The 12,560-nt window shown below is 71.1% G+C and carries 9 protein-coding genes; 2 read left to right on the forward strand and 7 right to left on the reverse strand.

From position 1 onward, the window contains the following. Nucleotides 1-67 precede the first annotated feature (67 nt). The 4 genes from CGL27_RS21765 to guaA form a co-directional block, all read right to left on the reverse strand. Nucleotides 68-1,363: a hypothetical protein gene (locus tag CGL27_RS21765; protein ID WP_119994486.1), complete on the reverse strand. Its 1,296-nt coding sequence runs from the start codon at nt 1,361-1,363 to the stop codon at nt 68-70. 105 nt (nt 1,364-1,468) lie between these two features. Then, nucleotides 1,469-2,266: a class II aldolase/adducin family protein gene (locus tag CGL27_RS21770; RefSeq protein WP_119989446.1), complete on the reverse strand. Its 798-nt coding sequence runs from the start codon at nt 2,264-2,266 to the stop codon at nt 1,469-1,471. A 65-nt stretch (nt 2,267-2,331) separates the two neighbouring features. Then, nucleotides 2,332-2,934, reverse strand: coding sequence for a Uma2 family endonuclease (locus CGL27_RS21775; protein ID WP_119989448.1), 603 nt, complete (start codon nt 2,932-2,934; stop codon nt 2,332-2,334). A 129-nt stretch (nt 2,935-3,063) separates the two neighbouring features. Beyond that, nucleotides 3,064-4,650, reverse strand: coding sequence for a glutamine-hydrolyzing GMP synthase (gene guaA / locus CGL27_RS21780; RefSeq protein ID WP_119989450.1), 1,587 nt, complete (start codon nt 4,648-4,650; stop codon nt 3,064-3,066). A gap of 286 nt (nt 4,651-4,936) precedes the next feature. Between guaA and CGL27_RS21785 the strand changes: the two genes are divergently transcribed. After that, nucleotides 4,937-5,224: a chorismate mutase gene (locus CGL27_RS21785; protein WP_078642029.1), complete on the forward strand. Its 288-nt coding sequence runs from the start codon at nt 4,937-4,939 to the stop codon at nt 5,222-5,224. A 771-nt stretch (nt 5,225-5,995) separates the two neighbouring features. Beyond that, on the forward strand, nt 5,996-7,000 hold the full coding sequence (locus tag CGL27_RS51030; RefSeq protein ID WP_119989452.1) for an LAETG motif-containing sortase-dependent surface protein: 1,005 nt from the start codon (nt 5,996-5,998) through the stop codon (nt 6,998-7,000). Nucleotides 7,001-7,138: 138 nt separating this feature from the next. Here the strand turns inward: CGL27_RS51030 and CGL27_RS21795 are convergent, their stop codons facing one another. The 3 genes from CGL27_RS21795 to CGL27_RS21805 all read right to left on the reverse strand — a co-directional run bounded on the left by CGL27_RS21795 (nt 7,139) and on the right by CGL27_RS21805 (nt 12,556). Further along, entirely contained in the window at nt 7,139-8,899 is a 1,761-nt protein-coding gene (locus tag CGL27_RS21795) for a GMC family oxidoreductase (RefSeq protein WP_162953309.1), read from the reverse strand. A 172-nt stretch (nt 8,900-9,071) separates the two neighbouring features. Further along, nucleotides 9,072-10,682, reverse strand: a complete 1,611-nt coding sequence (locus CGL27_RS21800) for a succinic semialdehyde dehydrogenase (protein ID WP_119989456.1) — start codon at nt 10,680-10,682, stop codon at nt 9,072-9,074. 89 nt (nt 10,683-10,771) lie between these two features. After that, entirely contained in the window at nt 10,772-12,556 is a 1,785-nt protein-coding gene (locus CGL27_RS21805) for a serine/threonine-protein kinase (RefSeq protein ID WP_119989458.1), read from the reverse strand. Between the last annotated feature and the right edge of the window lie 4 nt (nt 12,557-12,560).

The following is a 12,560-nucleotide window of genomic DNA, read 5'->3' on the forward strand; positions in this document are numbered from 1 at the left end:
TCTCCCGTCGCGCCGCTATTTCGTTGCGCGTTCGACAAAACCATACGGAGCGGCAGGCCGGAACGACTCAGTCCATAACATCGATGGGATAGGGGTTGGTCTCCGCGCCCGAGGCCGTCACGACCTGTACATCCACCCGGCCCGGCTCCACGTCCACCGGGACCGGCACCGTGAGTGCGGTGTCCGTCGGGCTGCTGAAGCCTCCGGCGACCGGAACCAGCGGCACATGGACGTGCACCGTGCCGATGCGGACGACCAACTTGGCCAGCCGGTCCGGGCCCTGGGCGCCCGGCGGGACGAAGCCGCTGCCGCGGATCTCGATGTCGTCGCCGGTGCGGATCGGGGCGTCCCGGTCGATGGCGCCCTCCTCGGGGCGGACCCGTACGACGGACAGCACGGTCGGCCGGCCGCCCTCCGCGTACTTCCCGGTCAGGTACATCACCACCGATACGACCGCCAGCAGCGCCAGGCCCCACGGCACGTCGGGCAGCCGCCACGGCTCGCGGCCGAGGCGGACGGCGGTGAAGGCGAGGGCCGCGGTGTGGACGACGATGTACTGCACATCGGCGAAGCTGCCGCGGCCCGCGTCGTCGGTCAGCAGATCGGCGGCGCGCGGGCGCACGGCCCGCACCTTCTGCAGCCGCTGCGCCCGAACCCGGGCCGCCACGACGAGCCGTGCCAGCACCGCGGTCACACACGTCAACGCGGCGACCGTAAGGAGCCCGGCGGCATGGTCCAGGGCCAGCCCGTCGGTCAGCCGCTGCCGGTCGCCGGGGGCCACGGCCAGCTCGACGCCGAGCACCAGCACCGCGAAGACCGCGATCAGCAGCCAGGCGGCGGCGACGGCGCGGGAGGTGGAGAGGCGGTTGTCCTCACCGACGAGCGGGGCGAGCGGGCCGCCGTCCGCGAGGTGCAGCCGGGCGGTGAGGGTCAGCAGCGCGGCGGTGACCACGGCGGCGGTGAGCCCGGCCGTCCGCGCGACCGACCAACCCGTGCCGATCGCCGTGGCCAACTGGCCGATCAGCAGCACCCCGATCGCGCCCCACACCACGAACACGGTGCGCCGCCACACCCGGTACCGCCATGCCGAGTTCTCGGCCCGGCCGCTGTCGGCGACCGAACGGGCCGCCTGGGACAGCTCGTCCGAGACCCACTGCCGGGACGCCCCCGCCGAGTGGACGAGGGCCGCTGGAAGGCCCTCTCCGGCCGCGAAACGCTCCCGCAGGGCCACGAACGCGGCCACGGCCCGCCGATGGCCGTCACGGGCCCCCTGAGGGCATTCACAGCCCGTGTGGCCGTGGGGATGCCCATGGGGGTGCTGTCCTTCTGCCGTCGTGGCGTTCTCCGCCGTCTCCACCGCCACGCGGGTCGCTCCGTCGTTCACTCGTTCCGTACGGGACCGCGGGTTCGCGCGGCACCGCTCAACTGACAGGTATTGACAGGGGATTGTGCCGCACCGCGGAGGGTGTCAGCTCAGCAGGTCCGGCTCATCGCGGGTGATCTGCAGATACAGAGGTTGATAGTTGATCCACGCCACAAGATCGTTTCCCAGTTGCTCGCGCGTCCGCATCGCGTCGCCGTAGTCGATGGGCACCGGCCTGCCCGAAGCCTTCGCGGTCAGCTGCACCTGGGCGGCCCGCTCCATCGTGATGAACCACCACGCGGCCGCGTCGACCGAGTCCCCGACCGTCAGCAGACCGCGATTGCGCAGGATGAGGGCCTTGTACCCGCCGAGCGCGGCGGCGATCGCGCGCCCCTCCTCCTCGTCCACGACGACGCCCGTGGTGCCCCCGTAGACCGCGTGGTCCTCGAAGAACGCGCAGACCTCCTGGGTGATCGGCTCCAGCGGCTCGCCGAGCGCGGCCAGCGCGCGGCCGTGCACCGAGCGGCTGTGCGCGACGGCCACGACGTCCGGCCGCGCCTGATGCACGGAAGAGTGAACGACAAAGGCCGCCTGGTTGACGTGGGAGCGCCCCTCCACCACCTGGCCCGCCTGATTGACGAGGAGCAGATCGCTCACGGTGATATGACCGAAGGGCACGCCGAAAGGGTTCACCCAGTAGCAGTCGGTGAATTCCGGATCCCGCACGGTGATGTGCCCCGCGACCCCCTCCTCATACCCGAACCGCCCGAACAGGCGCAGCGCCGCCGCCAGCCGCTCCTTGCGATAGCGGCGCTCGTCGTGGGGGGAGGTGTGCTGCGGGGGCATGGTGAACCGCAGCTGATCGGTCGGTATCGGGGTGGGGGTCTGCGGCTGGTTCGTCATCGGCAGCTCCGCTCCTCGGGGGTGCTGAAGCGGAAGCTACCTCTGGGTATCGCAGGAGGCCAGAGTCAGGGCCTACGGCGATTGATCGCGGTGAGGTCGATCTCGATGGGGAACGGAACGGTCAGGGTGAGCTTGTCGTGGTAGATGCCAGTGGGTTGGTACGCCTTCACGGCGGGGTCGAGTTCGTAGACGTAGACGACGGGAAGGCCGCCGTCCTCCTCCACCCGCCAGAAATACGGGATGCCGGCGCCCGCGTATTTGCGTGGCTTGACCTCGCGGTCGCGCTCCTTGGAGTCCGCTGACATCACTTCGATGGCCAGCACGACGTCCTCCGGCCTGTACCAGGTGTTGAGGGGCCCGGCGTCCGCTCCGGCCCGAAGGACCAGCACATCGGGTTCCAAGCGGTTCTTGTCGTCCAGCTTGACCGTCATCTCCCGCATGACGTCCAAGGCATCCGGTGCCTGGTCCAGCAGGACGAACTCGAACAGTCGCATGGCACGTGAGTGGAATGCGGTCTGCGGACTCACGAGGACGAGACTCCCGTCGATCAGCTCCGTGTGCGGAGGAAGATTCGGAAGCCGGTCGAGATCGTCCGCCGTCCAGCCGCCCTCCGGCGGACGGGCCCACTCGTACTGCTCGTCCAGCCCGTACTCGTGTGCGGCGCTCATGATTGCTCCCATGGGACGGAGTCTCGCCTCTGCGCACAGAGTACCCAGCGCAAACACCAGCGCCGCCGCTCAAACGAATGAGCGACGGCGTCGGCGTTGACGATCAGATGATGATCAGCGGGAGGGCGGTCACTCCCATTCGATGGTGCCGGGCGGCTTGCTGGTGATGTCCAGCACCACCCGGTTGATCTGGTCGACCTCGTTCGTGATGCGGGTCGAGATCCGCGACAGCACGTCGTACGGCAGCCGCGACCAGTCGGCCGTCATCGCGTCCTCCGAGGAGACCGGGCGCAGCACGATCGGGTGGCCGTAGGTGCGGCCGTCGCCCTGGACGCCGACCGAGCGGACGTCGGCGAGCAGGACCACCGGGCACTGCCAGATGTCGCGGTCCAGGCCGGCGGCGGTCAGCTCCTCGCGGGCGATGGCGTCGGCCTCGCGCAGCAGGTCCAGGCGCTCCTTGTTGACCTCGCCGACGATGCGGATGCCCAGGCCCGGGCCCGGGAAGGGCTGGCGGTGGACGATCTCGTCCGGGAGGCCGAGCTCCTGGCCGACCATCCGCACCTCGTCCTTGAACAGCCGGCGCAGCGGCTCGACCAGCCGGAACTCGATGTCGTCGGGCAGCCCGCCCACATTGTGGTGGGACTTGATGTTGGCGGTGCCGGAGCCTCCGCCGGACTCCACGACGTCGGGGTAGAGGGTGCCCTGGACCAGGAACTCCACGTCCTCCCCGGCCGCGCCCGCCTCGGCCACCAGCTCGGCCTGGGCCTGCTCGAAGACCCGGATGAACTCCCGGCCGATGATCTTCCGCTTCTCCTCGGGGTCGGACACCCCGGCGAGCGCGGACAGGAACCGCTCCTCGGCCTCGACGACCTTGAGCTGCACCCCGGTGGCCGCCACGAAGTCCTTCTCGACCTGCTCGGACTCGCCCTTGCGCATCAGGCCGTGGTCCACGTACACGCAGGTCAGCTGGTCGCCGATGGCCTTCTGGACGAGGGCGGCGGCCACGGCGGAGTCCACTCCGCCGGACAGTCCGCAGATCGCGCGCTTGGTGCCGACCTGCTCGCGGATCGCGGCCACGGACTCCTCGACCACATTGGTGGTGGTCCAGGTTGGCTCCAGGCCGGCGCCCCGGTAGAGGAAGTGCTCCAGCACCTGCTGGCCGTGGGTGGAGTGCATCACCTCGGGGTGGTGCTGTACGCCGTACAGCTTGCGCTCATCGCATTCGAAGGCCGCGACCGGGACCACATCGGTGGACGCGGTGACGGTGAAGCCCTCGGGGGCCTGGGAGCAGGCGTCGCCGTGCGACATCCATACCTGCTGCTCGTCGGGGGTGCCCGCGAAGAGCGTCGAGCCCTGCTTGGTGACGGTGAGCGCCGTACGGCCGTACTCCCGCGCCCCCGTGTTGTCCACGGTGCCGCCGAGCGCCCTGGCCATCAGCTGAAAGCCGTAGCACATGCCGAAGACCGGGACGCCCGCCTCGAAGATCGCGGCATCGAGCGAGGGCGCGCCCTCGGCGTAGACCGACGAGGGGCCGCCGGAGAGGATGATCGCCTTGGGGTTCTTGGCGAGCATCTCGGCCACCGGCATGGTGGACGGAACGATCTCGCTGTAGACCCGGGCCTCACGGACCCTGCGGGCGATGAGCTGGGCATACTGCGCGCCGAAGTCGACGACCAGGACGGTGTCGGGGGCGGCAGCAGGGGAGGCTGATGGCACTTCGGCGGCCTTCCGGCGGTGGTGGCGTGCGGTGGAACCGTCTGCGGCGGGACCGCAGGTTTGGACTTTCGATTCTAACGGGCTCATAATCGACGCCATGTCCACGCACATGACCTTCGTCTTTACCTATGGCACCGGCTCGTCCGGCTGCCATGGTCGTGCTGCGTAAACACTGACAGCGACTTCCCAGGCGCCCCGGGCCGGCAAAGGCCCGGGGCGCTCTGTCTTTCCTCCGGGCCGTTGCCGGACTCCAGGGCTCCGCGACCACGGACCAGGAGATACGGACATGAGCAGCAGCAGTACGGCGACGGAGAGCACGGAGACGACGGGGACCGCCGATGTGATCGGCACCGCGCGGGAGCGGATCGACGCCCTCGACGGGCAGATCCTCGATCTCGTCCGGGAGCGGATGGCCGTCTCGGCCGCCATCCAGGAGGCACGGATCGCGTCGGGCGGGCGGCGGGTGCAGCTCTCCCGCGAGATGGAGATCCTCGACCGCTACCGGCAGCGGCTGGGCAAGCCCGGTACGACGCTCGCCATGACGCTGCTCGAGCTGTGCCGGGGCCGGGTCTGACACCGCTGCCTCTCGGCCTGGCGGAGAGCCTCCCCACCAGGCGGCGGGCCTCCCCACCAGACGAAGGGGCCCCTCGGACAAGCGAAGGGCCCCGGGGGCGCCCGAACGGGGCGGGCGCCCCCGGGGCCCTAGGCGGTCAGCACCGGCGTCAGGGCAGCGCCGGTGCTGAGAGGCGGCGCCGGGGGGTTGCGCCGCTGGCTTCTGGGGCCCGTATGTCAGGGGTGTCTGAACGGCGTACGCCCGCGTGGTCGGACCAATGTCGGGGTGTGACCGGGGGCGTTCTCCCTCTCAGCATCGTGGTGGATGCGGAGCGCCGGGCGCAACCGTTTCGACCGGATACGGTCGGCCCCAGGCGTCCCCGGGACCGACCGTCCTTGAAGTGATGACCGGGCTGCTGTCCCCTGCCGACCGGTCACCTCGCCGATGCGAGGTCCCACGACGCGCCGCCTGAATCACCACAGGGGCCACGTCTCATCGCTTCGGCGGATCTGAGCCACGCGTGGATTTTTCCGGGCCGCTCCTGGCTGGCGCGGCACCGGGCACAACGAGCCCCCGCGCGAGCCGGTCACGCGCCGTACGGGTGACGACGTGCGGGGCCGAGCACCCGTGGCGGATTCTGTGACCATTCTGTGAGCAACTGTGAAGGCAACCTTTCGGCCATCTGCTTGGTCATGTACGTGCAAAGCACGGCCATCCCGCGCCCCACCGCGACGGCCCTCCATATGCGTATCGCCCCTCCAGGGGATACGTACGGACCCAGAAGAGGTCTTCATGAAGCTACGCCGCGCCTTGGCGGCTGCCGCAGCGACGGCCGCCATAGCCCCCGCCGCGCTCCTGGCCGCCCCCGCCGCGTTCGCGGAGACGCCGAGCGAGAGCCCGTCGCCGTCCGCCTCCGAGACGACGCCGTCTCCGGAGGACCCGTCGCCGTCGCCGACGCCGTCGGAGACCACTCCGACCGCCGATCCCACGCCGACCACCCCGGCGCCGCCCACGAGCCCCACGCAGGCTCCGACCCCCGCCGACCCCTCCGGCACCCCCACCGAGACCGCCACGCCGACCCCCGGGCCGACCGATGAGCCGGGTGACGAGTGCGCGGACGACGGGGACTACAACGAGGACCCGGAGCTCAGCACGACCCTGGTCGGCCTGCCGTCGAAGGTCGTGGCGGGCAGCGGCTTCCACGGCTTCAAGTTCCAGGTGAAGAACGACTCGGACCGCAGCTACCAGCGGGTCGACTTCGGGCTGTTCGCGGGCACGGTGCACGAGTCCGCCCCGGACGGGACGGGCAAGTACCTGACGTTGCAGTACAAGGACCCCGAGACCGGTGCCTGGAAGGCGATCTCCACCGACGAGAACGACGCGGGCTCCGGCTACATCGGCTACACCGATGTGCGTCCGCACGAGACCCTTACGGTCGACCTCCGGCTGAGCGTCGCCAAGAGCGCGCCCGAGGGCTTCGGCTACGCCATTAGCGTCGGCGTGTACGCGGACGACGAGGGCAACTGCGTCTACTCGACCGGTGAGTACTACGAGTTCGACGTGCTGAAGGCGGGTTCGGAGCCGGGCAAGGTGCCGCCGGCCGACCCGAAGCCGCAGGGCGGGAAGAAGCCGCTGCCGCAGAAGCCGGAAGGCAACACGGAGATCAGCCCGCAGGGCAGCCTGGCCGAAACGGGTTCCTCCTCGGCGCTGCCGATGATCGCCCTGATCGGCGGTGTGGCGATGGCCGCGGGCGGAGGCGCGGTCTTCGTGGTCCGCCGCCGTCGCGCCACCGTCTGAAGCTCCTGAGTCCGGCACGCTCCTGAGTCCGGCACGGTCCTGGGGCCGACGGTCCTGGTCCAACGGTCCTGGGTCCGAACGGTTTTCAGGGGGCGGGGCGGGCGCGGGCTGGTCACCGGCCCGCCCCGCCCCCTCCGCTCAGGCCGGGGGGCCCGGCGGGACCTTCGGCACCGGCAGCAGCGGAAGCCTCAGGGCGCCGAAGGCGTCCGCCGGTACGGCGGGGCTGCCCGGCGGGACGGGCTGGAGGCGTTCGTACGGCGCCTCCGGGGACGGGCGGGGGTCGCGCTCGCCCTTGTTGGGCCACAGGGACATCGCCCGCTCGGCCTGGGCCGTGATGGTCAGGGACGGGTTGACGCCCAGGTTGGCCGAAACGGCGGCGCCGTCGACCACTTGGATGCCCGGATGGCCGTAGAGCCGGTGGTACGGGTCGATGACGCCCTCCTCCGGGGACGCCCCGATCGGGCAGCCGCCGAGGAAGTGGGCGGTCAGCGGGGTGCCCATGAGCTCGCCCACGTTGCTGCCCGCGAAGCCGTTGATCGAGTCGGCGATATGGCGGGCGGCCTCGGCGCCTTCGGGGATGTGGTCGGGATTGGGCTCGCCGTGGCCCTGGCGGGCGGTGAGCAGCCCCTTCCCCGGCCCCTTCGGTTTGCGGTAGGTGGTCAGCGAGTTGTCGTGCGTCTGCATGACCAGGCCGATGATGGTCCGCTCGGACCAGCGGCGGTTGGACAGCGAGCGCACGGCCAGGCTGGGATGCCGGAGGTTGGCGCCCAGGAAGCGCAGCCAGCGCGGAAGACGGCCGCCGTGCGGGATCTGCAGGATGGAGAGCATCCCCATCGCGTTGGAGCCCTTGCCATAGCGGACCGGCTCGATATGGGTGTTCCCGTCGGGGTGGATGGACGAGGTGATCGCGACACCCCGGGTGAAGTCCGCCCGCTCCTCCCCGCCCCGGGCCCGGCGGTAGCGGCGGTCCGTGGTCTGCGCGCCCACCAGGGCCTCGGAGTTGGTGCGGGTGAGGATGCCGAGCCGCTCCGAGAGGCGCGGCAGCAGCCCCTTGTCCCGCATCGTGTGCAGCAGCGTCTGGGTGCCGTACGTACCGGCGGCGAGGACGACGTACCGGGAGCGCAGCGCCTTCGGCTTGCCCTTACGGCGGTTGTCGGTCGGGACGGCGGTGACCGTATAGCCGCCCTGCGGATCGTCGCAGAGGGCGACGACGGTCGTCATCGGGTGGACGACGGCGCCGGCCCGTTCGGCGAGGTGGAGATAGTTCTCGTTGAGGGTGTTCTTGGCGCCGTGGCGGCAGCCGGTCATGCACTCACCGCATTCGGTGCACGCCTTACGGGTCGGTCCGGAGCCGCCGAAGTACGGGTCGGGCGCGGCCTGGCCCGGCTCGGCCCTCGTGGCACCGTCGGCGTCGTGGCCGTCCCCGAAGAAGACCCCCACGGGCGCCATATGGAAGGTGTCCCCCACGCCCATCTTCTCGGCGGCCGCCTTGAGGTGGACATCGGAGGGGGTGAGGGTGTGGTTGAGGCGCGCCCCGAGCATCCGCCGCGCCTGGTCGTAGTAAGGGCGCAGTTCCTCCTGCCAGTCGGTGATGTGCCCCCACTGGCGGTCCCGGAAGAACGGCTCGGGCGGTACGTAGAGCGTGTTGGCGTAGTTGAGCGAGCCGCCCCCGACCCCGGCGCCCGCCAGCACCATGACCTTGCCGAGGACATGGATGCGCTGGATGCCGAAGCAGCCGAGGGCCGGGGCCCAGAGGTAGTTGCGGAGGTCCCAGGAGCTTCTGGGCAGGGTTTCGGGGGTGAAGCGGCGGCCCGCCTCCAGGACGCCGACCCGATAGCCCTTCTCGGTCAGGCGCAGGGCCGATACCGACCCGCCGAACCCCGAGCCGATCACGATCACGTCGTAGTCGAACTCACCGTCGTCGCTGTCATCGTTACCGCCGCGTTCATCGCGGTCATCGAGCGCGCCGACCGCGTGGGCGGCGTCGAAGTCCTCGTCGCGCGCGGGCTCTTGCTGCCGATTTTGGGCAGACTTCTCCCCTGCCACTGGTACCTCCATTGAAATGTGCTGGTCAGCGCAGGCGCAGTGCCTTGAGCGCGCGCAGGCTGCGGGTCATGAAGTCCGCGTATTTCTCGTCCGTCATCCCGAAGGCCGGGCCGAGCGGCATCAGCCGCTGCTGGGCTACCGTCTGCGGCTCGGTGAACCGGAGGATGCCCTCGGAACCGTGGCGGCGGCCGAGTCCGGAGTCGCCCATGCCTCCCATCGGAGAGGCGACACTGCCGAAGGCGGCGGCGTAGCTCTCGTTGAGGTTGACCGTGCCCGCGCGCAGCCGGGTGGCGACCGCGCGTCCGCGCCGGGCGTCCTTGGTCCAGACGCTGGCGTTCAGACCGTAGGAAGTGGCGTTGGCGCGCTCGATCGCCTCGCCCTCGTCGCGGAAGCGGTAGACGGAGACGACCGGGCCGAAGGTCTCCTCGGCGCAGACGGCCATCGGGGACTCCACGCCGTCCAGGATCGTCGGCTCGTAGAAGTACGGGCCGATGTCCGGACGGGCGCGGCCACCGGCGAGCACCGTGGCGCCCTTGGAGACGGCCTCGTCCACATGGCGGGTGACGGTCTCCAGTTGGCGCTCCGAGACGAGCGAGCCCATCTCCGCCCCGTACGCGAGGGCGGTGCCGAGCCGCATGGCCTTCGTACGGGCCACGAAGCGCTCCAGGAAGGCGTCCGCGATCGACTCGTGGACGTACAGCCGCTCCATGGAGATACAGAGCTGCCCGGCGGAGGCGAAGCTGCCGCGCACCGCGCCGTCGACCGCGCGGGTGAGGTCGGCGTCGCGCAGCACCAGCATGGCGTTCTTACCGCCGAGTTCGAGGGAGCAGCCCACCAGGCGGGCGGCGGCTGCCTGGGCCACCTCGCGGCCGGTGCGGGTGGAGCCGGTGAACGCGACGTAGTCGGCGCGCTCGACCACGGCGGGGCCGACCACCGGACCGTCCCCGATCACGACCTGCCACACCCCGGCCGGCAGCCCGGCCTCCACCATCAGCTCGCGCGCCCACAGGGCGGACAGCGCGGTCTCGGTGTCGGGCTTCATCACCACGGCGTTGCCCGCGACGAAGGCGGGGATCGCATCGCCCACGGAGAGCTGGAGAGGGTAGTTCCAGGGCGCTATGAGGCCGACGACGCCGCGCGGCTGGCGCAGTTCGGTGACCTTGGTGAGGGTGGGCACCGCGCCCAGATGCCCCTTGGGCCGCAGATAGGCGGGCGCCTTACGGCCGTAATGGCGGGCCACGATGGCGACGCCCTGGACCTCCTCCTGGGCGTGCAGCCGGGTCTTGCCGGTCTCCAGCTGGATCAGGTCCAGGATCTCCGGCTGGCGGCGCAGCAGCAGATCGTGGAAGCGGAGGAGAACGGCGGCGCGCCGGCGGACCGGGGTCGCGGCCCAGGCCCGCTGGGCGGCACGGGCGTTCTCAAACGCGGTGGAGACGTCCTCGGGGGTGGACTCGGGCAGGGTGGAGGCGAGGACGTCCCCCGTAAACGGGGTGTGGCTGACGGTGGTACCGCTGCCGGCGACGCCCCGGGTGAGCCGGGTGATCAGCTCGGGAGTGACGACGTCGGCGGCGGTGCGGGTGCCTTCGGGGGCCACCGGGTTTCCGGTGCCGCCCTGCGTTATGTGCGAGTCCGTCATGGGGGCGAGAGTAGGCCCGCCCGGCGGCTTTGGGTACCCGGCGGTAACAACTTTCGCCCGGTGGCCCCCGGCGGACCCGCCCAACTCCCTCAGAGCTTGTCGATCTTCAGATTCCGCACGATCCGCTCGTACAGCTTCTCGCCCTCCTCATGGGCGTCGCCGTCAGCCGGTATGGAGACCGTCAGATCCCACGCGACCTTGGCCTTGTTGACGTAGAGGTGATCGCGCTTCTGGTACCGGATGGGGTTCTTGTTGCTGCTGGTGCCGTACGGCAGATAGGAGGTGGTGACGTCCCGCGCCTCCTTCCCCTGCTGCTCGGTCTTGGCCGTCTCGCTCGTGGCGTCCTCGACCGTCGACCCGCCGCCGTCCTTGTAGAAGGCGACGACCTGGTTCGCCGCCGCGTCGAGGCTCGCGGGGTCGCTCTCGCCGTCGGGTGTGGAACGCCTCAGGGACACGGTGAAGACACCGCTGGGGTCGTAGTAGGTGACCAGCGGGTTGTCCGAGTCGCTGTCGTCCTGGACCCGCCGGTACTCGCCGGGCACGGCCAGGGACGCGCCCACGACATCGCGCTCCTCCCGGACCGTCCAGCCCGCCGGCAGCCCCTCACTGGAGAACGGCTTCACGACCACCAGCACCACGGCGGCGGCCACCACCAGCGCCAGACCGCCCAATCCGAGCTGCGCCTTACGGTTCTTGTGCAGGATCGGCGGCACGAAGCGGCTGCCGGCGGACTGCCCGCCGCCCGGTGCGTATCCCGCCGTCGCGAGCATGGTGGGCACCGACTGCGGCTCCCGCGCCGCCGCCTCCAGGGCCTGCCGCACCTCGGGCGCCGCCGGGCGCATCGCCGGGTCCTTGCGCAGCAGTTGCATGATCAGCGTGGCGAGCGGCCCGGTGGCACGCGCGGGGACCTGCGGTTCGGAGCCGAGCACGGCCTGGAGGGTCGCGGGGGCGTGGGAGCGGCGGAACGGGGACATGCCCTCGACCGCCGCGTACAGCACGACGCCGAGCGACCACAGGTCGGACTCCGGCCCCGGCCGCTGGCCCAGCACCCGCTCGGGCGCGATGAACTCGGGCGAGCCGACGAAGCCCCCCGTCTCGGTGAGCCGCTGCTCACCCTCGATCTGCGCGATGCCGAAGTCGGTGAGCACCACCCGCTCGCTCCGGCCGAGCAGCACATTGTCCGGCTTCACATCGCGGTGCAGCACGCCCGCCTCATGCGCCGCCGCCAGCGCGCCGAGCACGGCGAGGCCGATCCGGGCCGCCTCGCGCGGATCCAGCGTGCCCTCCATCAGCCGGTCGCCCAGCGACTGGCCGCGCACCAGCTCCATCACGATCCAGGGGCGGCCGTCCTCGACCACCACGTCATGGACGGTGACGACGGAGGGGTGGTCGATCCGGGCCGCGGCGCGCGCCTCGCGCTCCATCCGCTGGTAGACGGTCTGCCGATCGCGCTCGGGGAGATTGTCTGGGACGCGCGGCTCCTTGACCGCGACATCGCGGTCCACGATCTGGTCGTGCGCCCGCCAGACGGTGCCCATACCGCCGTGGCCGAGACGGGAGACGAGCTGATAGCGGCCACCGATGAGCCGCCCGCTGCTCGAGTCCTGGGCCCCGGGGGAAGGTTGCTGTCCGGCGGGTGGCTGGGAGCCGCTGCGCGGATCGGCGAACCACGTCGGCTCGTACGCGCCCCGCGACGGCCCCGCCGCCCCGGCCGCCTGGCCCGGCTGCTGGGCCCCCTCGGGCGCTTCGGGTGTGCCGGGTGCCGCGGGTGCCTCGGGTGGCGGCTGAGGCGCCGGCACCGGGGCGGCCGGCGCGTGCGGCGGCCGCAGGCTGTAGCTGGTGGGCTCGTTCGCCCGTCCCCCGTCGTTCGTCATGCGC

It is taken from the genome of Streptomyces sp. 11-1-2 (genome assembly GCF_003595545.1).
GTDB lineage: Bacteria > Actinomycetota > Actinomycetes > Streptomycetales > Streptomycetaceae > Streptomyces > Streptomyces hygroscopicus_B.

Coding starts and splice junctions, on each gene's coding strand:
- CGL27_RS21800 (WP_119989456.1), bottom strand. CDS start 10,682: ATGACGGACTCGCACATAACGCAGGGCGGCACCGGAAACCCGGTGGCC.
- CGL27_RS21805 (WP_119989458.1), bottom strand. CDS start 12,556: ATGACGAACGACGGGGGACGGGCGAACGAGCCCACCAGCTACAGCCTG.
- CGL27_RS51030 (WP_119989452.1), top strand. CDS start 5,996: ATGAAGCTACGCCGCGCCTTGGCGGCTGCCGCAGCGACGGCCGCCATA.
- CGL27_RS21785 (WP_078642029.1), top strand. CDS start 4,937: ATGAGCAGCAGCAGTACGGCGACGGAGAGCACGGAGACGACGGGGACC.
- CGL27_RS21775 (WP_119989448.1), bottom strand. CDS start 2,934: ATGAGCGCCGCACACGAGTACGGGCTGGACGAGCAGTACGAGTGGGCC.
- CGL27_RS21770 (WP_119989446.1), bottom strand. CDS start 2,266: ATGACGAACCAGCCGCAGACCCCCACCCCGATACCGACCGATCAGCTG.